The sequence below is a fragment of the Reyranella soli genome, assembly GCF_007992495.1.
GTDB lineage: Bacteria > Pseudomonadota > Alphaproteobacteria > Reyranellales > Reyranellaceae > Reyranella > Reyranella soli.
Genome location: NZ_BKAJ01000012.1, coordinates 77,716 through 96,835 on the forward strand (window position 1 = coordinate 77,716; position 19,120 = coordinate 96,835).

The following is a 19,120-nucleotide window of genomic DNA, read 5'->3' on the forward strand; positions in this document are numbered from 1 at the left end:
CGCTCCTAGACCAGCATGGAAGCGGGCTGCTCGACATAGGCGCGCAGCGTTTGCAGGAACTGCGCGCCCATGGCGCCGTCGACCACGCGGTGATCGACCGCCAGCGTGCAGCTCATCATGTTGCGCGCGACCAGCTGGCCCTTGCGCACGACCGCCCGCTCCTCGCCCGCACCGACGGCCAGGATCATGGCCTGCGGCGGGTTGATGATGGCCGAGAAGCTCTGGATGCCGAACATGCCGAGGTTGGAGATGGTGAAGCCGCCGCCCTGGAACTCGTCGAGCTTGAGCTTGCCGATCTTGGCCCGTGCGGCGAGGTCCTTCATCTCGGTCGCGATCTGCGCCAGGCCCTTCATGTCGGCGTTGCGCACAATCGGCGTGATCAGGCCGCGATCGGTGGCGACGGCGACCGAGATGTCGACCGCGCCGTACTGGATCATCTCGTCCTCGGTCCACGAGGCGTTGCACTCGGGATGATCACGCAGCGCCTTGGCGCATGCCTTGATCACCATGTCGTTGACCGAGACCTTGGTCCCCTTCTTTTCCGCGACGGCATTGATCGCCTGGCGCGCCGCCAAAAGCGCATCGATCTCGAGGTCGACCGTCAGGTAGAAGTGCGGCACGGTCTGCTTGGACTCGAGCATGCGCCGCGCGATGACCTTGCGGACCGCCGTGTGCGGCACGCGCGAGTCGCCCGGCGCCACGAACACCGGTTGCACGCCGGCCGCCGGTGCCGGCCGAGGCGCTGGCGCGGCTGCAGGAGCCGCGGCGGGTGCGGCACCCGGCTTGGCGGATTCAACATCGGCTTTGACGATGCGGCCGTTGGGACCACTGCCCTTGATGCGCGAAAGATCGAGCCCCTTCTCCGCAGCGATTCGCTTGGCCAACGGCGACGCAAAGATACGCGCGCCGCTTGATGCGGCAGTTGGCTGAGGTGCCGGAGCGGCCGCAGGTGCAGCCTTTGGCGCGGCAGGAGCCGGCGCGGCGGCAGCAGCAGGCGCTGCAGCGGGTGCAGGCTTTGCTGCCGGAGGCGCAGCGGCCGGCGCTGCGGCATCCTTGGGAACTTCCGTCTCGCCCTCTTCCAGCAGGATGGCGATGACGGCGTTGACCTTCACGCCTTCGGTGTCCTCGGCCACGACGATCCGGCCGACCTTTCCCTCGTCGACCGCCTCGACTTCCATGGTCGCCTTGTCGGTCTCGATTTCGCAGATCACCTGGCCGGATTTGACGGTATCGCCTTCTTTGACATGCCACTTGGCGAGCTTGCCCTCCGTCATGGTGGGCGACAGCGCGGGCATCAGGATATTGATCGACATGGTCTAGGATCCCGCGTCAGCGATTGCAGACTTCGCGGGCAGCCTCGACGATGTTCTCGGGCTGCGGCAGGGCCATCTTCTCGAGATTGGCGGCGTAAGGCAGAGGCACGTCGGCGCCGTGCACGCGCTTGACCGGCGCGTCGAGCCAGTCGAACGCCTGCTCCATCATCTGGGCGGCAAGCTCCGAGCCGATGCCGGCAAAGGCCCAGCCCTCCTCGACCGAGACCAGGCGGTTGGTCTTCTTGACCGAGTTCACGATCGTCTCGGTGTCGAACGGGCGCAGGCTCCGAAGGTTGATCACCTCGGCATCGATGCCCTGCTTGGCGAGCTCGTCGGCCGCAGCCAGCGCCTTGCCGACCATGATCGAGAACGCCGTGATGGTGACGTCCTTGCCCGGCCGCTCGATCTTGGCGCGGCCAATCGGCAGCACGAAATCGGGATCCTCCGGCACGTCGAACGACTGGCCGTAGAGGATCTCATTCTCGAGGAAGATCACCGGGTTGGGATCGCGGATCGCCGCCTTGAGCAGGCCCTTGGCGTCGGCGGCGCTCCATGGCGCCAGCACGCGCAGGCCCGGAACGTGGGCGTACCAGCTCGCATAGCATTGCGAATGCTGGGCGCCGACGCGCGCGGCGGCGCCGTTGGGTCCGCGGAAGACGATCGGGCTCGTCATCTGGCCGCCCGACATGTAGTGCGTCTTGGCCGCCGAGTTGATGATCTGGTCCATCGCCTGCATGGCGAAGTTAAAGGTCATGAACTCGACGATCGGCTTCAGCCCGCCGAACGCCGCACCGACACCCAGGCCGGCGAAGCCATGCTCGGTGATCGGCGTGTCGATCACGCGCTTGGCGCCGAATTCCTCGAGCAGGCCCTGGCTCACCTTGTAGGCGCCCTGGTACTGCGCGACTTCCTCGCCCATCAGGAAGACGCTGCCGTCGCGGCGCATCTCCTCGGCCATCGCGTCGCGCAGGGCTTCGCGAACCGTCATGTGCACGGTCTTGCCGTTCCATTCCGGCTCCGCAGCCGGCGCGGATGCCGCGGGCGCGGCCGGAGCGGCCGCCTTTGCCGTCGCCGGAGCTTCGACCTTGGCCTGCTGGGGGGCCGGCTCGGGCGCAGGCGCCGCCGCAGCCGGTGCGGCCTTGGCCGCGTCAGCAACGCTTTCGCCCTCGGCCGCGAGAACGCAGATCGGCGTGTTGACCTTGACGCCTTCAGCGCCCTCCTCGATCAGGAGCTGGGCGACGGTGCCTTCATCGACCGCTTCGACTTCCATGGTTGCCTTGTCGGTCTCGATCTCGCAGATCACCTGACCGGCCTTGACCGCATCGCCGACCTTCACATGCCACTTGGCCAGCTTCCCCTCGGTCATGGTTGGCGAGAGGGCTGGCATCAGAACCGGAATCGACATGATGGATCAGGCTCCGACCAGGACGTCGGTCCACAATTCGGACGGGTCGGGCTCGGGACTGTGCTGGGCGAACTCGGCAGAGTCGTTCACGATCTTGCGGATCTCGGCATCCACCGCCTTCAGCGCGGTCTCGTCGGTCATCTTTCCATCCAGCAACAGCTTGCGCACATGGTCGATCGGATCGCGCTCGTTGCGATACTTGTCGACCTCTTCCTTGGTCCGGTACTTGGCGGGATCGCTCATCGAGTGACCGCGATAGCGATAGGTCTGCATCTCGAGGATGTACGGGCCGCCATTGCGGGCGTGCTCGACCGCCTTCTCGCCTGCGGCCTTCACGGCAACGACGTCCATGCCGTCGACACGCTCACCGGGAATGCCGAAGGATTCGCCATGGCGATAGAGCTCGGTGACGGCCGAGGCGCGCTCGACCGAGGTGCCCATGCCGTAGCGGTTGTTCTCGATGATGTAGATCACCGGCAGCTTCCAGAGGGCTGCCATGTTCATGGCTTCGTAGACCTGGCCCTGGTTGGCGCTGCCGTCGCCGAAGTAGGTCAGCGAGACGTTGTCGCTGCCGTTGTACTTGTGGGCGAAGGCCAGCCCCGTGCCGATCGGCACCTGGGCGCCGACGATGCCGTGGCCGCCATAAAAGTTCTTCTCGCGGCTGAACATGTGCATCGAGCCGCCCTTGCCTTTGGAATAGCCGCTGGACCGGCCCGTCAGCTCGGACATCACGCCCTTGGGATCCATGCCGGCCGCCAGCATGTGGCCGTGATCGCGGTAGGAGGTGATGATGGCGTCGCCCAGCTTGATCGTCGACTGCATGCCGACAACGACGGCTTCCTGGCCGATATAGAGATGGCAGAAGCCGCCGATCAGGCCCATGCCGTAGAGCTGGCCCGCCCGCTCCTCGAAGCGGCGGATCAGCAGCATGTCGCGATAGAAGGATTTGAGCTGGTCGGCGGTGACACTGTTGTCACCCGCACCTGGGGGCCTGGTCGATGCCGTCGGCGTGGCGGGAGAAGATTCGACCTTCGGCTTCGTGGCCGGCTTCGCCATATGATTTCCCCTCCGCGTATCCCGTTGCCGCTTATAGCATCGCCTGGAGCGATGTGGTTGATCTAGCAGCAAAAAACCAGCCGAGAGAGCGTGCGGCGCAGCATTTGAGAGAATGTTTGCAACGGCCCCTTCGCGTCGACAGTTTGTTTCAGCCGGCCGCGACGCGAACCTGATCAACGCGTCACGGATGCGCTCCTAACGCGTCGGCGTGAAGATGACGATGTCGTCCTTGCGTGAGAAGTTCAGCAGCACACGCGCCCGTTCATCCAGCATGTCGGGATCGAGGCTCTGGTTGCGCAGCGCAGAGACGCGCCGCTCCCAGATCTTCCGCGTGGTCTCGGCTTCGGCGAGGTTCTGCTCGGCGACCAGCACTTCGCGCTGCAGGTGCACCATGGCGAGCAGGCCGCGATCACCGTTCACCAGGTGATAGCCGAAGTATCCGAACACCGTAGCGAAGATGATCGGAGCCAGAATCTGACGTGGCCGCAACAACATATACGAACTTCCTGACACCATAAGGCAACATATGGTGTTGAGGAGTCAAGATTTTTCGCGGCTCAGGCGCGCGAAAGCCCGATCCTCACCCGCCTGTTGTGCCGCCCCTTGTTGTCGATCTTGAGGATGCGGATGGGCGGAGATCCGCCGGTCGAGGCGAGATGTGTGCCGCCACAGGCCTGTCGATCGAGCCCGACGATCTCGACGATGCGGACCTTGCCGTCGGGCGTGGGCGGTGGCGCGACGGAGCGGCTGCGGATCAGGCCCGCTTCGGCCTGGGCCTCGTGCATCGGCACATAGGCGAAGCGGACCGGGATGTCCTGCCGGATGAGGTCGTTGATCGGCCCTTCCAGCGCCCGCAGGCGATCGCTGTCTGCCCCTTGGATGTCGAAGTCCATGCGCGCCGTGCCGTCCTCCGCCATCTGCACCCCGGTCACCAGCGCGCCGTCAAAGCTCTGGAACACCAAGGCGTTCAGCACGTGCGTGTCGGTATGGAGCTGGCGCATCATGCGCCGGAAATCGGGATCGACGGCCGCCTCGACGCTGCCGGCGATTTCACTCTGGCTGTCGAGAAGGTGCCACAGCTTGCCGGCCGAGATCTCGAAGCCCGTGACCCTCGCCTCGCCGCCCTGCCAACGAATGACGCCGCGGTCGGCGAGCTGTCCGCCGCCGCCGGGATAGAACGGCGACTGGACCAGCGCGACCTTGCCGGGGCGCGCATCGGCCACGTCGGTCTGCACGGTCAGGATCTCGGGTTGCTCATGACAAAAGAGGTGCATGCGGCCTGATAGGCCGCCCTGCGGCGAGGGTATTGGCGAAAATTGCCGATGCTGAGATCGCGTGTCGACGAGTCCCGCTGTCACCCCGAGCGCAGCGAGGGGCCTTTAGGCAACAGGAAAGGTCCCTCGCTTCGCTCGGGATGACATCGAGTGCTAGGCGGCCGCAGCTGCGGCGCGCGCGAATTGCGTGGGCGTGATGCCGTAGCAGCGCTTGAAATGCTTGTTGAGCGCACTCTGGTCGTAGAAGCCGACGTCGGTCGCGACGTCGGCCAGGACCGGCTCATGCCGCAGTCGGCGACACGCCATGTTGAGCCGGACCTGCGTCAGGTAGGCGTGCGGCGTGAGCCCGACGGTGCGCTTGAACAGGCCGATGAGCTGGAACGTCGTCAGTCCGACCTCGGCCGCCAGGTCCTCCAGGCGCAGCTCCGAAGCGTAGTCGGCATGCATGCGATCCTTCACGCGCGCCAGCAACTGGCGATCGACCGGCGCCGGCGGGATACGACTGCCGCCGCTGCCATGGCGCCGGAACAGCCGGCCGAAGCTGCCGACCAGAAGCTCGCGCTCATGGAACACGTCGCGCCCCTCCTCGATGGCGCAGTGCATCGCCATGAAGGCCTCGATCAGGTCGCGGTCGGCGAAGATGTTGTGCGTGAAGTACGGCACGCGTTCGATGCCCAGCCCGGCCGCGAGCTGGCCAAGCGCGGCCTGCGTGAGATACATCGACCGATACTGCCAGCGCGCGCTCCAGCCCATCCATCCCGCGTGCGGCTCGGCGGGATTGAAGACGAACAGCGTCGACGGTGTCGCCTCTTCGACCTGGCCGCGACTCTTGACCACCGAGCCGCCGTTCTCGGTCACGGCGACGACCAGGGCCTCGTGGATGTGCGGCGGATATTCGTGGGTCGTGAAGTCGGCGCGCATCAGGCTGAGGCCGGTGAGATGCCGGTCCCACCAGTATTCCGTGGAGTTCCTAGGATCGCTGCGGGCCACGCCTGAAGATACCCGGCTTGGCCAATTTTCGCCAATACCGGCCATCGCCGCCCTCCTAGCCTGCGGCCATGTTGACCGAAGGCCAGCGCCAGATCCGCGACATGGCCCGCCAGTTTGCGGCCCGCGAGCTGGCGCCGACGGCCGCCGAACGCGATCGCGTACCGCGCTTCCCGCGCGAGGCCTTTGCGCGCATGGGCGAGCTCGGCATGCTGGGCATGACCGTGCCGGCGGAGTTCGACGGCGCCGGCACCGACTACGTCTCCTACGCGCTCGCCATCATGGAGATCGCGGCGGCGGACGGTGCGTCGTCGACCGCGTTCCAGGTGCACAACTCGCTGGTCTGCCTGCCCATCCTGCGGCACGGCACGGCGCAGCAGAAGGAACGCTTCCTGCGCCCCCTCGCCCGCGGCGAACTTTTAGGCGCCTTCTGCCTCACCGAGCCTGGCGCGGGCTCCGATGCCGCCGCCATCACGACGCGTGCCGAGCGTGTCGGCAATAAGTTTGTCCTGAACGGCAGCAAGCAGTTCATCACGTCCGGCCGCAGCGCCGATATCGCGCTGGTCTTCGCCGTGACGGATCCGGCGGCGGGCAAGCAGGGAATTTCTGCGTTCATCGTGCCGACCAGGACACCGGGCTACACGGTAGCGCGCGTCGAGCACACGATGGGCCAGCGCTCGTCCGATCACTGCCACGTCGTGTTCGACAAGTGCGAGCTCCTGCCCGACCAGATTCTGGGCGAGGAAGGTGAAGGCCTGCGCATTGCGCTCGGCAACCTCGAAGGCGGCCGCATCGGCGTGGCCGCGCAATCGGTCGGCATGGCGCGCGCCGCCTATGACGCCGCCCTGGCCTATGCCAAGGAGCGCCGCACTTTCGGCAAGGCCATCATCGAGCACCAGGCCGTGGCCTTCCGCCTGGCCGACATGGCGACCTCGCTGCAGGCCGCCGAACTGATGGTGCTGAACGCCGCCCGCCTGCGCGACGAGGGCCGGCCCTGCCTCAAGGAGGCGTCGATGGCCAAGCTGTTCGCCTCGGAGATGGCCGAGAAGGTGTGCTCGGCCGCCATCCAGATCCATGGCGGCTACGGCTATCTCAACGACTTCCCGGTCGAGCGCATCTATCGCGACGTGCGCGTCACCACGATCTACGAGGGCACGTCCGACATCCAGCGGCTGGTGATCGGCCGCCAGCTTGCCGGTGAAGCCCAGTTCGAAGGAGTGACCTGAAATGATCGCCCGCCTGTGGCGCGGCCGCGCCGCCGATGCAGCGAATGCCGACGCCTATGTTCGGCATTTCACCGGAACCGTGACGGCGGAACTCAAGGACCTTGGTGGACATCGCGGCGCCTGGCTGCTGCGCCGCGAAGTCGACGGCGACACGGAACTCATCGCCCTGACGCTCTGGGAGTCGCGACAGTCGATCGAGGCGTTCACCGGCCCCGACATCTCGAAGTCGGTCGTCGAACCCGAGGCGCGCGCGGTGCTGTCGAACTTCGACGACTTCGCGACTCACTACGAGGTCGCGTTCGAGACAAATCAGTCGTCCTGAGCGCAGCGAAGGACCTCATCGCCGTTTGCTACGGCATGAGATCCTTCGCTACGCTCAGGATGACATGATGCGGACCTGGAGGTCCGCGCTCCGATGAGATCAGTGACCGCGCAGGATCGAAGTGCCGGCGTACCGCGCCTGCGGGCCGAGTTGCTCTTCGATACGCAGGAGCTGGTTGTACTTGGCCAGACGATCGGAGCGCGACAGTGAGCCGGTCTTGATCTGGCCGCAGCCGGTGGCGACGGCGAGGTCGGCAATGGTCGAATCCTCGGTCTCGCCCGAACGATGGGACATCACCGCGCCGTACGACGCGTGGCGCGCCATCGACACGGCTTCCATCGTCTCGGTCAGCGTGCCGATCTGGTTGACCTTGACCAGGATGGCGTTGGCCAGCCCGTCCTTGATGCCCTGCGCCAGGCGCTTGGGATTGGTGACGAAGAGATCGTCGCCGACGAGCTGGATCTTCTTGCCGAGCTTGTCGGTGATCGCCTTCCAGCCGGCCATGTCGTCCTCGGCCATGCCGTCCTCGATCGAGACGATCGGATAGCGCTTCACCAGGTCGGCGTAGTACTCGACCATGCCCGCCTGATCGAGCGACTTCTTTTCGCCTTCGAGCTCGTACTTGCCCTTCTTGAAGAACTCGGTCGAGGCCGGATCGAGCGCCAGCATGACGTCCTCGCCGGGCTTGTAGCCCGCCTGCTCGATCGACTTCATGATGAAGCTCAGCGCCTCGTCGGCCGAGGCGAGGTTGGGGGCGAAGCCGCCCTCGTCGCCGACATTGGTGTTGTGGCCGGCGTCGTGGAGCTGGCTCTTCAGGGCGTGGAAGATCTCCGAGCCCATGCGCAGCGCCTCGGCGAAGCGGTTCGCCTTCACCGGCATGATCATGAATTCCTGGATGTCGATCGGATTGTCGGCATGAACGCCGCCGTTGATGATGTTCATCATCGGCACCGGCAGGATCGAAGCCTGGCTGCCGCCGACATAGCGGTAGAGCGGCAGGTCGGCATCCATAGCAGCCGCCTTGGCGACGGCGAGCGACACGCCGAGGATGGCGTTGGCGCCGATGCGGCCCTTGTTGGGCGTGCCGTCGAGCTCGATCAGGGCGCGGTCGATTTTGATCTGCTCGCGCGCGTCGAGGCCCGCCAGCAGGTCCATGATCTCCGCGTTGACCGCGGCGACCGCCTTCAGGACGCCCTTGCCGCCGTAGCGTTTCTTGTCGCCGTCACGCAATTCGACCGCCTCGTGCGCACCGGTCGAGGCGCCCGACGGCACCGCCGCCCGGCCCCTGGCGCCGCTGTCGAGCTCGACTTCGACCTCGACCGTGGGATTGCCGCGGCTGTCGAGGATCTCGCGGGCGCGGACATCGGCAATGACGCTCATCGGGCTAAAACTCCTTCGTGCGCGGCTTGTCTAGCGGCCGGACCGGTAAGGAGCAAGTGACGGGATGGTGGCGTCTTTGGGAGCGCGGGCGTCCGGCCCGCTCATGATCATGAGGCAGGCCGGAGGCCCGCGCTCCCGTTAACGCCAGGCGCTCTTGAGCGACTGGTCAGTCTTCCATTTCTCGACGCCGGCGACGTCGTCGCAGGAGAAGACCTTCGGGTCCTTGCGCGGATTGCCCTCGATCCAGGCGAAGACCAGGCACTGCGACTGGTTGCTCGCGCCCTTCTTGGTCTCGAGCAGGACCTCGCTTGCGACAGCGGCGCCGGCCTTGGCGTCGCCGTAGTCGTCGATCACCGGTGCGATCTCGCCGACCGCACGACCGGCAGCCTTGGTGTCGGCGTACCATTTGGCGAAGTCGGCGAACTGATCGCCCGCCACGCCCTTGCCGTCGGCCGCGACATAGGCCTTGAGGTCGCGGATCAGCGACTGCGTTGCTGCCTCGGCCTTGGGCTCCGCCGCCTTGCGCCGTTCGGCGAGACGCGCCTGCAGATCCTTCAGCGCATCGGCATTGGACTTCGGCGCCGGCTGCAACGGCGTCGGCCCGGCCGGTGCGGTCGCCGTCTGCGTCGAAGGATCGACTCGCCGGATCGGCGTGCGCGCCGCCTCGGCGTTGAGCTGCTGCGCCTCCTGCGGCGTCAGCTTGCCGACCGGATTGCTGCCACGGGCCTTCTGCCAGTCCTGGATCGCCTTGATCGTGGCATCGGACTGCAGGTTGCCGTCGATCGGGCCGTTGTACTTGTCGAGTGTGCGCAGGGATTCCTGGATCTTGCGGCGATCGGGGTCGGGGCTCTGCAGCACGGTCGTGTAGTCCGGCGCCGGCGCCGTCGGCCGGCTCACCACGTGACCACCACCGCCGCCACCACCGGTGGCGGGCGCCTGCGCTGCCGGTGCGCCGCCGCCGCCTCCGCCCTGGGCGCAGGCCCCGGGATTCTGAAAGCAGCGCTCGACCTCACCGGCGCTCTGGGCCAGCGCGACCGCGGGGACGAAGGCGACGATGGCGAGGACAGCCAGGAAGCGCATGTCAGATACCCCCATAAAGGCCGCCGGCGAGCTGGGCCGGCAGGCCGATCACCATGGCCACGGGCTGCCCCTGGCCGGTGTGGCCGCGGGCGATGATGTGGTCGTTGGGGGAACCGGTCTTGCTCTGATAGGTGCCGTTGCTGGTGAACTTGCCACCGAAGCACGACATCGAATAGCGGCCGGTGGCGGGCGAATCGTTAGTGAAGGTGCCCTCACAGACCTGCTCGCCGCGCGGATTGTCGACCCTGAAGGTGACCGAGCGGTCGCGGCCGATCAGGGCGCCGTAGCGGGCGAGCCCGTTGAGGCGGGCGACGTTGCCGGTCGGATCGCGATAGAAGATCGAGACCGGGCCAAAGGCTTCGGTCGGCAGCGTGTTGCGCGGCACGACGTATTGCTCGTTGCTGATCACGACCTGACAGCGGCAATCGACGCTGTAGTTCTCGCCGAGCGGCCCGAGCTCCGAGAGCTTGCGGTTACAGTTGGAGACGGCAAGCTCCTGCACTTCGCGCTCGCTCATCTGGCCCTTGGAGTATGAATCGGCATAGAGGAAGGTGCACTGTCGCGGCATAGGCACGGCCACGACCTTGTGGCTTGCGGCGTTGGTCTCGGGATTCTCCCAGTATCGCTGCGCCATCTCCGGGAAGCGCAGGAAGATCGCATCGCGACGCTCGGCCTTGCCCTGCGATTGCGCAAACGACTGCGCCCAGATGGCCGAAGCCACGGTCGCAGCAGCGAGGATGAATAGCGCAAAGAGACGGTTCATGACCGGTAATTCCAGCCGAAGAACATGACGGAAATACGTCCTGAAAGCGCCTATCAAAAAGCTGTCATCCCGAGCGAAGCGAGGGAACTTTAAGGCCATGAGCAAAGTTCCCTCGCTTCGCTCGGGATGACAGCGGAATTAAACCAGCCGGCTCTGCGCCTTGGCTGCCCCGATGAACGACGAAAACAGCGGATGGGGTGCGAAGGGCCGGGATTTCAGCTCCGGATGGTACTGGACGCCGATGAACCAGGGGTGGCCCGGGATCTCGACGATCTCGGGCAGGATGCCGTCCGGCGACATGCCGGAGAAGCGCAGGCCGACCTGCTCCAGCCGGTCCTTGTAGTTGACGTTGACCTCGTAGCGATGGCGATGGCGCTCGCTGATCACGTCGGCGCCGTAGATCTCGTGCACCTTGGTGCCCGGCCGCAGATGGGCCGGATAGGCGCCAAGTCGCATCGTGCCGCCGAGGTCGCCGTTGGCCGAACGCTTCTCGAGCTGATTGCCCTTGATCCACTCGGTCATCAGGCCGACCACTGGATGCTCACAGGGGCCGAATTCGGTCGACGATGCGCCTTCCAGGCCGAGCAGGTTGCGGGCTGCCTCGATCACAGCCATCTGCATGCCGAAACAGATGCCCAGGAACGGCACGTTGCGCTCGCGCGCAAACTGCACCGCATGGATCTTGCCCTCGGTGCCGCGCTCGCCGAAGCCACCCGGCACCAGGATACCGTGCACATGTTCGAGATGGCTGACCGCGTCGTCACGCTCGAAGATCTCGGAGTCCATCCACTCCAGGCCGACCTTCACGTTGCTGCCGAAGCCGCCGTGGGTCAGAGCCTCGCTGAGCGACTTGTAGGCGTCGAGCAGCACCGTGTACTTGCCGACCACGGCGATGGTCACCTTGCCCTCGGGCTCGCGTACCGAACGCACCACGCCGCGCCAGCGCTCGAGGTTGGGCTCCTTTTCCGCCTCCAGGCCGAAATAGCGGCAGACCTCGGCGTCGAAGCCCTGATCGTGATAGGCGATCGGCACCTGGTAGATCGTGTCGACATCGCGCGCCTCGATGACGCGCTCCTGCTTGACGTTGCAGAACAAGGCGATCTTGCGCCGCTCGTTGGCCGGGATCTCCTTGTCGCCCGAACGGCAAACCAGGAGGTCGGGCTGGATACCGACGCTCAGCAGCTCCTTCACCGAATGCTGCGTCGGCTTGGTCTTGAGCTCGCCCGCCGTCGGCACCCAGGGCAGCAGCGTCAGATGCACGAACATCGTGCGCTCGCGGCCGAGCTCGTTGCCAAGCTGGCGGATGGCTTCGAGGAACGGCAGGCCTTCAATGTCGCCCACCGTGCCGCCGATCTCGACCAGCACGAAGTCCTCCTGCTCGGTGTCGGCGACGATGAATTCACGGATGGCGTCGGTGATGTGCGGGATCACCTGCACGGTGGCGCCGAGATATTCGCCGCGACGCTCCTTGGCGATCACCGTCGAATAGATGCGGCCGGTCGTGACGTTGTCGCTCTGCCGGGCATCGACGCCGGTGAAGCGCTCGTAGTGGCCGAGGTCGAGGTCGGATTCGGCACCGTCGTCGGTGACGAAGACTTCGCCGTGCTGATACGGGCTCATCGTGCCGGGATCGACGTTCAGATAGGGATCGAGCTTGCGCAGCCGCACGCGATAGCCGCGCGCCTGCAGCAGCGCGCCCAGCGCCGCCGACGAAAGACCCTTACCAAGCGAGGAAACCACGCCGCCCGTTATGAAAATAAAGCGCGTCATGGGCTTACAGCATACAAAACGTTTCGGCGCGCGGCCATGGGGATATCCCCTCCTTCGCTCCTGGCGGAGCTACGGCGGGCAGGCCCTCCGTAGCCTCGGCAAAGATGGGCGGGCTTGCCCGCCGTAGCCTTCTTGGCGAAGGCGGGCGGGCTATCGGGTCGGCGCCGCCGGAGCGGCAGGCGCAGCGGGCGCCGGAGCGGCACCACCGGTCGCGGGCGCGCCGGGCGCAGTTGGCGCCGTGGGAATACGATCGATGATCGAGCGCGTGTTGCGCTGCGTGTCGGTCATGCTCCAGGCCATCACCAGGCTGAGGAAGAAGAAGCAGCCGGCGAAGATCGCGGTCATGCGCGACAGCACATTGGCCTGGCCGCGCACCGAGAACAGCGCGTCGGTGCGGCCCATGCCCAGGCCGCCGCCTTCGCTGCGCTGGAGCAGGATGACGACGATCATCGCGGCGGTGACGCCGACATGGATGATCAGCAACACCAGCCGCCAATCGTGCAAAAAGCCTCGAACCGCGTCCATTTCGTCCTACCGGGATACCTCACCCTGAGGAGCATCGCGCAGCGATGCGTCTCGAAGGGTGGCAACCTGCCTTGCCGTTGCCCATCCTTCGAGACGCCCTGCACCGCATGGCTCCTCAGGATGAGGATAAGTGATGTAGCGCGCGCTTCTAGCCGCTTTAGGCCGCCTTGGCGATAGCCAAAAATTCGTCCGCCTTGAGGCTGGCCCCGCCGACCAGGGCGCCGTCGACGTCGCCCGCCGCCAACAGCTCGGCGGCGTTGCTGCCTTTCACCGAGCCGCCATATAGGAGTCGGAATTGGGCCGCCTCCCCCGTCAGGCCGCCCAGCACCTTGCGAATATGCGCGTGGGCTGCGGCCACTTCCGGCGTGGTCGGTGTCTTGCCGGTGCCGATCGCCCAGACCGGCTCATAGGCGACGACCAGGTTGGCCGCCGTCGATCCGGCCGGAACGCTGCCCTTGAGCTGGGTCTCCAGCACCGACAGCGTCTTGCCGGCCTCGCGTTCGGCCAGCGTCTCGCCGATGCAGACGATGGGCACCAATCCGGCCCGCCATGCCGCCTCGGCCTTGGCTCGCACGATGGCGTCGGTCTCGCCGCAGTCTGCGCGCCGCTCGGAATGGCCGACGATGACATAGGTGGCGCCGCAATCGTGCAGCATCTCGGCCGCGATCTCGCCGGTATGGGCACCGTTCGCTTTGGCATGGCAGTTCTCGCCGCCGACCAGCACGCCGCTGCCCTTCACCGCCTCCGCCACCGCAAGAACCAACGTCGCCGGCGGACAGACCAGCACGTCACGGTCGCTCCAGCCCGCCTGCTTCACGCCATCGGCCACGCCCTTCGCCAGAGCCAAGCCGTCGGCCCGAAGGCCGTTCATCTTCCAGTTGCCGGCAATCAGCGGCCGCCGCGTCCGTGCCATGAAAATCCCCGAATTGTGTTGCTGGGTGGTCTAGCAGGCCCATTGGTTGCCTGCCACAGGGTCGGATGGTAGGCATGCCCGCCTGACAAAACCGCCCGATCACCGCTCATAAAGCCTGTTCCGTGAATACGTTCCGTAAGTACGCCCGTTTCATCATCCTGTTCGTCCTGTTCGGCATGCTGATCGTCAGCTTCGCCTTGTGGGGCGTCGGCGACATGCTGCGCATGGGCGGCCGCAGCACCGAGATCGCGCATGTCGGCGGGACCAAGATCCCGGTCTATGGCTGGGTCGGTGGCGCGTCAGTGTCGGTCAACGAGGTGAAGGATCAGTTCAACCGTCAGCTCGAAGGCATCCAGCGCCAGACCGGGCAGCGGCCCGAGCCCGAGCAGGCGCTGCGCTTCGGCCTGCATGTGCGCGCCCTGGAAGAAGTCATCCAGCGCGCCGTGCTCGATTATACCATCCAGCAGTTCGGCCTGGTCGTGAGCGATGAAGAGGTCTACGCCGCGATCGCCCGCAATCCCGCTTTCGCCGGAACCGGCGGCGCGTTCGATCGCCTGCTGTTCCGCAATCGCTTGCAGCAGGCGCGCATCAGCGAGGCCCAATACCTCAACGACATCCGCCGCGAGATCGCGGCCAGCCAGTTGTTCGGCGCGGTGCGACCCGACGGGCTCGCGCCCAAGTCGCTGCGCGACGACATCTTCAAGATGGAAGCCGAGCGGCGCATTGCCGAGACGATCTACATCCCCGATTCCATCATCGTCGACGTGCCGAAGCCCACGGCCGAGCAGCTCAGCGCCTATTTCGAGGCCAACAAGACCAAGTTCCAGATCCCCGAGTTCCGCGCCTTCTCCTACGTCATGATGACGGCCGACGATGTCATGCCGCAGGTCGGCGTGACCGCCGACATGGTCAAGCAGGAATACGACGCCCGACAGGGCGAGTTCGGCACGGCCGAGAAGCGCGACGTCGACCAGGCGATGGCCGACAGCGAGGACAAGGCCAACGCGATCATCGCCGCCGTCACCGCCGGCAAGACTCTGGAGGACGCGGCCAAGGAAGTGCTGGGCAGCAGCGACGGCGTCATCAAGCTCGGACCGGTCACCAAGAAGGACCTGCCGCCCGGCCCGCTGGCCGACGGTGTGTTCGCCCTGCCGGTCGGCGTCGGCCCGGCGCCGATCCAGTCGCCGCTCGGCTGGCACATCGTGCGCGTCAACAGCATCACGCCCGGCAAGTCGGTGCCGTTCGACGAGGTCAAGGAGAAGCTCGAGAAGGAGCTGCGCGCCCAGCTGGCGCCCGACCTCCTGATCAAGCAGGTCACCGATTTCGAGCGCGTGCTGGCCAAGACGCAGTCGATGAAGGCCGCCGCTGAAGACCTCGCCCTCAAGGTGAAGACCTTCGAGAACGTCGATGCCCGCGGCCAGGATGCCGAGGGCAAGCAGATCGTGATCGGCCCGGCCGCCAACGAGCTGGTCCAGGCGGCGTTCGCCACGCGCGAGAGCGCGGAGAGCGAGCTGCTGGAGACCCAGCGCGGCGAGTACTTCATGGTGCGCGTCGATCGCATCACGCCCGCCCGCACCCCTGCCCTGACCGAGGTCGAGGCCAAGGTGACCGAGGCTTGGCAGGCCGAGGAGCGCCGCAAGCTCGCCGACGCGAAGGTCAAGGCGGCGCTGGAGAAGGCGAATGCCGGCACGGGCTTCGACGCACTGGCCAAGGAGCTGGGCCTGGAGATGCGGACGGCCAAGCCGGTGTCCCGCTTCGAGGCCGACCAGGGCAACTACCTCACCCAACCTGTCGTGCAGGAGCTGTTCAAGCTGCACGAAGGCAAGACGCAGTCGGTGCGGACGGCCGAGGGCAGCGTGCTGGTCCGGCTGAAGCAGATCGAGCCGGTCGATCTCGGCAAGGACAAGGACGCGCTCGACCGCTTCGGCAAGCAGCTCGATTCGATGGTGGCCAACGACCTGCTGCTGCAACTGATCGCAGCCATGCGCACCAAGTACGGCGTGGTGGTCGACGAGGCCACGTTCGTCGCTGCCTTCAAGCCGCAGAACCAGCCGTAAGCCATGTCGCTCTCACCCGAATTCGACGCCTTCGCCGGCGTCTACGATGCCGGCAAGCCGCAGCTCGTCTCGACCAAGCTGGTCGCCGATCTCGAGACTCCGGTCTCGGCCTATCTCAAGCTCTGCGACGGCCGCGCCAACTCCTTCCTGTTGGAATCGGTCGAAGGCGGATCGGTACGCGGGCGCTATTCGATCATCGGCTTCAAGCCGGACGTGATCTGGCGCTGCCGCAAGGGCCAGGTCGAGATCAACCGCCGCGCCCGCAGCGATGCCCAGGCCTTCGAGAAGCTCGAGGGGCGGCCGCTGGAGACGCTGCGCCAGCTCGTCCGCGAATGCCAGATGGACCTGCCTCCCGGCCTGCCGCCGATGGCCTCGGGCCTGTTCGGCTTTCTGGGCTACGACATGGTCCGCGACATGGAGCGGCTGCCCGACAAGAACCCCGATCCGATCGGCCTACCCGACGCGATCATGACGCGGCCGACCATCATCTGCATCTTCGACCGGCTCGAGGACAACGTGACATTGGTCACGCCGGCCTGGCCGGAGGCCGGCACCAGCGCGCGCGCCGCCTATGAGGCCGCGCAGGAGCGGCTGGCCGATGCCGTTTCGGATTTCGAACGTGCCCTGCCCTTCCGTCGCGACAGCGCCAGCGAGCTCGACGAACTGCCCGAGCCACAGGCCAACATGTCGAAGGAAGACTTCAAGAAGATGGTCGCGACCTGCAAGGAGTACATCCGCGCCGGCGACGCCTTCCAGATCGTGCCGTCGCAGCGCTTCTCGCTGCCCTTCGAGCTGCCGCCGTTGTCGCTCTATCGGGCGCTGCGCCGCATCAACCCCTCGCCGTTCCTGATCTTCTTCGACTACGGCGACTTCTCGATCGTGGGCTCCAGCCCCGAGATCCTGGTGCGGCTGCGCGACAACATCGTCACGATCCGCCCGCTTGCCGGCACCATCCGGCGCGGCGCCACGCCCGAAGAGGACAAGCAGCTCGCCGACAAGCTCCTGGCCGATCCCAAGGAGCACGCCGAGCACCTGATGCTACTCGACCTCGCCCGCAACGACGTGGGCCGCGTCGCCAAGATCGGCTCGGTGCGGGTCGTCGAGCAGTTCACCATCGAGAAGTACAGCCACCTCCAGCACATCTCGAGCCACGTCGAGGGCACGCTGGAGGACGGGCTGGACGCGATCGATGCGCTCAAGGCTGGCTTCCCCGCCGGCACACTGTCAGGTGCGCCCAAGGTGCGCGCCATGGAGATCATCGACGAGGTCGAGCCGGTGCGCCGTGGCATCTATGCCGGCTGCGCCGGCTACTTCGCCGCCAACGGCTCGATGGACACCTGCATCATGCTGCGCACCGGCCTGGTGAAGGACAACACGATGTATGTGCAGGCGGGCGTCGGCGTCGTGGCCGACTCCGATCTCGAGTCCGAGTATCAGGAGAGCGTGCTGAAGGCCCGCGCCCTGGTCCGGGCGGCCGAAGAGGCCGTCCGTTTCGCCAACGCCGGCCAGTGGAGCGCCGGCAACATCCGGCGCTAGAGGCCCGTTTGGGCCTCTGACATGCGCGAACCATGCTTGCCTATGCCATGGGCTTGGCGGGAAAATACCCTGCCGGCTCGGCGATCAAGCTGCAGCGCCTCAACTCCCGGTCGTAGCCTTTAGTTCGGCGAGCCTTATCGCCAACCGGCAAGGAGGCGACTATGGGCAAGTCTGCGAAGGATGCATCCCGTTACCCGACGGCGTTGCGCGAACAGCTCGACCAGCTGTCGGCAGCGCTTCGGGAAGTGGCGAAGGCGGAAGGTGCCGAGGCGATCAAGACTGCCAGCGATGCCGCGCGTCGCATCGCCGATGAGCTGGCCGACAAGGCCGATACCGTTGCTGCCGCGGCGGGCAAGGGTCGTGGCCAGCTCGAACAGGCTATTCGTGACCAGCCGCTGGCGGCCGTGGCGTTGGCGGCAGCGGCCGGTTTCCTCCTGGCCGTGCTGGTGCGGCGATGAGTGCGGAAGGATCGTCCCTGTTGGCGGACCTGGTGAAATCCCTGGCGGCTTTTGGCGCCCTCTCCGTCGGCACGGCCGTGCGGCGCGCCGCATCGACGGTGGGTGGATATCTCGTGGTCGGCATCCTGCTCGCCGTCAGCCTGTGCTTCCTTACCCTTGCCGGTTATCGCGCGCTGTCGCAGGCGATGGGGAGCATCCATGCCTCGCTGATCGTCGGTTGCGCCTATCTCTTTGCCGCCCTGCTCGCGGCCCTCGTCCTGCAGGTACGCCGACGCTGAATCGCGAAAGGAGGAATGCCATGCATGCCAAGGACGTCATGACTGCAAGTATCGTCTGCATCAACGTCGGGGATTCGATCTTCGATGCCGCCGAGCTGCTGTTGGGCGCGCGCGTCAGCGCCGTCCCGGTCGTCGACGACAAGAAAGCCGTTGTCGGCATCGTGAGCGAAGCCGATCTCGTCCGGCGCGCCGAGATCGGAACGGCGGCCAGGAAGAACTGGCTGGCGCGCCTGCTGGACAGCGACGTCTCGGCTGCCAACGATTTCGTCGCCACCCATACGCGGCGGGTGGCCGACGTCATGACCAAGGAGGTGGTGACGGCGGGCCCGGATGCCACGCTGCGCGAGCTGGTCGAGCTGATGGAACGGCACGGCGTCAAGCGCATCCCGATCGTTCGCGACGGCGGGCTGGTGGGAATCGTGAGCCGCGCCGACCTGCTGTGCGCGCTGCTGTCGCGTGAGCCCGACCGGCCGCTGCCGCAGCCAAGCGACACGGCCTTGCGACAGGCCGTCGTCGAAACACTCGAGAAGCGTCCCTGGACCTCGCGATGGCCGACCCATGTCTTCGTCAGCGGAGGTATCGTCGATCTCTGGGGCTTCGTCGACGATGCGCAGGGGCGCAAGGCTTACGGCATCGCGGCCGAGAACGTGCCGGGCGTCCGTGGCGTGAACAACCATCTGCGGCAGATGCCGGCGTCGACCAAAATGGGGCTGTGACGAGCAAGTTATCCCGGCTGTCATTGATTCGGTCACATTGCTGAAACGCAACGGCAAAAGT

General features: G+C 66.2%; 19 protein-coding genes. 7 read left to right on the plus strand and 12 right to left on the minus strand.

Features of this window, described 5'->3' with window-relative positions; genetic code table 11:
* Positions 1-5: 5 nt before the first annotated feature.
* The 6 genes from RSO01_RS03735 to RSO01_RS03760 all read right to left on the minus strand — a co-directional run bounded on the left by RSO01_RS03735 (position 6) and on the right by RSO01_RS03760 (position 6,038).
* The gene (locus RSO01_RS03735; RefSeq protein ID WP_147146333.1) at positions 6-1,313 is read right to left on the minus strand and encodes a pyruvate dehydrogenase complex dihydrolipoamide acetyltransferase; all 1,308 of its coding nucleotides are present in this window, start codon (positions 1,311-1,313) and stop codon (positions 6-8) included.
* A gap of 16 nt (positions 1,314-1,329) precedes the next feature.
* The gene (locus tag RSO01_RS03740) at positions 1,330-2,718 is read right to left on the minus strand and encodes a pyruvate dehydrogenase complex E1 component subunit beta (RefSeq protein WP_147146335.1); all 1,389 of its coding nucleotides are present in this window, start codon (positions 2,716-2,718) and stop codon (positions 1,330-1,332) included.
* A 6-nt stretch (positions 2,719-2,724) separates the two neighbouring features.
* On the minus strand, positions 2,725-3,774 hold the full coding sequence (pdhA, locus tag RSO01_RS03745) for a pyruvate dehydrogenase (acetyl-transferring) E1 component subunit alpha (protein WP_147146336.1): 1,050 nt from the start codon (positions 3,772-3,774) through the stop codon (positions 2,725-2,727).
* A gap of 195 nt (positions 3,775-3,969) precedes the next feature.
* Entirely contained in the window at positions 3,970-4,269 is a 300-nt protein-coding gene (locus RSO01_RS03750; RefSeq protein WP_218037228.1) for an FtsB family cell division protein, read from the minus strand.
* 62 nt (positions 4,270-4,331) lie between these two features.
* Positions 4,332-5,048 (minus strand): alanyl-tRNA editing protein, encoded by a 717-nt coding sequence (locus RSO01_RS03755; protein ID WP_147146340.1) that lies wholly within the window; start codon positions 5,046-5,048, stop codon positions 4,332-4,334.
* Between the two features lie 153 nt (positions 5,049-5,201).
* Complete coding sequence (locus RSO01_RS03760) at positions 5,202-6,038, minus strand: helix-turn-helix transcriptional regulator (protein WP_174825913.1); 837 nt, start codon at positions 6,036-6,038, stop codon at positions 5,202-5,204.
* 68 nt (positions 6,039-6,106) lie between these two features.
* Between RSO01_RS03760 and RSO01_RS03765 the strand changes: the two genes are divergently transcribed.
* Positions 6,107-7,261 (plus strand): acyl-CoA dehydrogenase family protein, encoded by a 1,155-nt coding sequence (locus RSO01_RS03765; protein WP_147146342.1) that lies wholly within the window; start codon positions 6,107-6,109, stop codon positions 7,259-7,261.
* 1 nt (position 7,262) lies between these two features.
* Positions 7,263-7,583 (plus strand): antibiotic biosynthesis monooxygenase, encoded by a 321-nt coding sequence (locus RSO01_RS03770; RefSeq protein WP_147146344.1) that lies wholly within the window; start codon positions 7,263-7,265, stop codon positions 7,581-7,583.
* Positions 7,584-7,682: 99 nt separating this feature from the next.
* Here the strand turns inward: RSO01_RS03770 and eno are convergent, their stop codons facing one another.
* From eno to tpiA, 6 genes are all read right to left on the minus strand, one after another.
* The gene (gene eno, locus RSO01_RS03775; protein ID WP_147146347.1) at positions 7,683-8,963 is read right to left on the minus strand and encodes a phosphopyruvate hydratase; all 1,281 of its coding nucleotides are present in this window, start codon (positions 8,961-8,963) and stop codon (positions 7,683-7,685) included.
* Between the two features lie 138 nt (positions 8,964-9,101).
* On the minus strand, positions 9,102-10,043 hold the full coding sequence (locus tag RSO01_RS03780; RefSeq protein ID WP_147146348.1) for a peptidoglycan-binding domain-containing protein: 942 nt from the start codon (positions 10,041-10,043) through the stop codon (positions 9,102-9,104).
* A gap of 1 nt (position 10,044) precedes the next feature.
* Positions 10,045-10,806 (minus strand): hypothetical protein, encoded by a 762-nt coding sequence (locus RSO01_RS03785; protein ID WP_147146350.1) that lies wholly within the window; start codon positions 10,804-10,806, stop codon positions 10,045-10,047.
* A 138-nt stretch (positions 10,807-10,944) separates the two neighbouring features.
* On the minus strand, positions 10,945-12,576 hold the full coding sequence (gene pyrG / locus RSO01_RS03790; RefSeq protein ID WP_147146352.1) for a CTP synthase: 1,632 nt from the start codon (positions 12,574-12,576) through the stop codon (positions 10,945-10,947).
* 150 nt (positions 12,577-12,726) lie between these two features.
* Positions 12,727-13,101, minus strand: coding sequence for a preprotein translocase subunit SecG (secG, locus tag RSO01_RS03795; RefSeq protein ID WP_147146354.1), 375 nt, complete (start codon positions 13,099-13,101; stop codon positions 12,727-12,729).
* Between the two features lie 157 nt (positions 13,102-13,258).
* Entirely contained in the window at positions 13,259-14,014 is a 756-nt protein-coding gene (tpiA, locus tag RSO01_RS03800; protein ID WP_147146356.1) for a triose-phosphate isomerase, read from the minus strand.
* A gap of 122 nt (positions 14,015-14,136) precedes the next feature.
* Here tpiA and RSO01_RS03805 point away from each other — a divergent pair, with 122 nt between their 5' ends.
* The 5 genes from RSO01_RS03805 to RSO01_RS47095 all read left to right on the plus strand — a co-directional run bounded on the left by RSO01_RS03805 (position 14,137) and on the right by RSO01_RS47095 (position 19,059).
* Positions 14,137-16,071: a peptidylprolyl isomerase gene (locus RSO01_RS03805; RefSeq protein ID WP_147146358.1), complete on the plus strand. Its 1,935-nt coding sequence runs from the start codon at positions 14,137-14,139 to the stop codon at positions 16,069-16,071.
* A gap of 3 nt (positions 16,072-16,074) precedes the next feature.
* Entirely contained in the window at positions 16,075-17,607 is a 1,533-nt protein-coding gene (trpE, locus tag RSO01_RS03810) for an anthranilate synthase component I (protein ID WP_147146360.1), read from the plus strand.
* A gap of 161 nt (positions 17,608-17,768) precedes the next feature.
* Positions 17,769-18,065, plus strand: coding sequence for a glycine zipper domain-containing protein (locus tag RSO01_RS47085; protein WP_170302821.1), 297 nt, complete (start codon positions 17,769-17,771; stop codon positions 18,063-18,065).
* Positions 18,066-18,085: 20 nt separating this feature from the next.
* Entirely contained in the window at positions 18,086-18,343 is a 258-nt protein-coding gene (locus RSO01_RS47090) for a hypothetical protein (RefSeq protein WP_170302822.1), read from the plus strand.
* Between the two features lie 20 nt (positions 18,344-18,363).
* On the plus strand, positions 18,364-19,059 hold the full coding sequence (locus tag RSO01_RS47095; protein WP_170302823.1) for a CBS domain-containing protein: 696 nt from the start codon (positions 18,364-18,366) through the stop codon (positions 19,057-19,059).
* Positions 19,060-19,120: the final 61 nt, after the last annotated feature.

What these genes read in the sequence shown, in the direction of transcription:
- pdhA (WP_147146336.1), bottom strand. Translation starts at nt 3,774, where the DNA reads ATGGCGAAGCCGGCCACGAAGCCGAAGGTCGAATCTTCTCCCGCCACG.
- pyrG (WP_147146352.1), bottom strand. Translation starts at nt 12,576, where the DNA reads ATGACGCGCTTTATTTTCATAACGGGCGGCGTGGTTTCCTCGCTTGGT.
- trpE (WP_147146360.1), top strand. Translation starts at nt 16,075, where the DNA reads ATGTCGCTCTCACCCGAATTCGACGCCTTCGCCGGCGTCTACGATGCC.
- tpiA (WP_147146356.1), bottom strand. Translation starts at nt 14,014, where the DNA reads ATGGCACGGACGCGGCGGCCGCTGATTGCCGGCAACTGGAAGATGAAC.
- RSO01_RS03735 (WP_147146333.1), bottom strand. Translation starts at nt 1,313, where the DNA reads ATGTCGATCAATATCCTGATGCCCGCGCTGTCGCCCACCATGACGGAG.
- RSO01_RS03780 (WP_147146348.1), bottom strand. Translation starts at nt 10,043, where the DNA reads ATGCGCTTCCTGGCTGTCCTCGCCATCGTCGCCTTCGTCCCCGCGGTC.
- RSO01_RS47095 (WP_170302823.1), top strand. Translation starts at nt 18,364, where the DNA reads ATGCATGCCAAGGACGTCATGACTGCAAGTATCGTCTGCATCAACGTC.
- eno (WP_147146347.1), bottom strand. Translation starts at nt 8,963, where the DNA reads ATGAGCGTCATTGCCGATGTCCGCGCCCGCGAGATCCTCGACAGCCGC.
- RSO01_RS03770 (WP_147146344.1), top strand. Translation starts at nt 7,263, where the DNA reads ATGATCGCCCGCCTGTGGCGCGGCCGCGCCGCCGATGCAGCGAATGCC.
- secG (WP_147146354.1), bottom strand. Translation starts at nt 13,101, where the DNA reads ATGGACGCGGTTCGAGGCTTTTTGCACGATTGGCGGCTGGTGTTGCTG.
- RSO01_RS03740 (WP_147146335.1), bottom strand. Translation starts at nt 2,718, where the DNA reads ATGTCGATTCCGGTTCTGATGCCAGCCCTCTCGCCAACCATGACCGAG.
- RSO01_RS03765 (WP_147146342.1), top strand. Translation starts at nt 6,107, where the DNA reads ATGTTGACCGAAGGCCAGCGCCAGATCCGCGACATGGCCCGCCAGTTT.
- RSO01_RS03750 (WP_218037228.1), bottom strand. Translation starts at nt 4,269, where the DNA reads ATGTTGTTGCGGCCACGTCAGATTCTGGCTCCGATCATCTTCGCTACG.
- RSO01_RS03755 (WP_147146340.1), bottom strand. Translation starts at nt 5,048, where the DNA reads ATGCACCTCTTTTGTCATGAGCAACCCGAGATCCTGACCGTGCAGACC.
- RSO01_RS03785 (WP_147146350.1), bottom strand. Translation starts at nt 10,806, where the DNA reads ATGAACCGTCTCTTTGCGCTATTCATCCTCGCTGCTGCGACCGTGGCT.
- RSO01_RS47085 (WP_170302821.1), top strand. Translation starts at nt 17,769, where the DNA reads ATGGGCAAGTCTGCGAAGGATGCATCCCGTTACCCGACGGCGTTGCGC.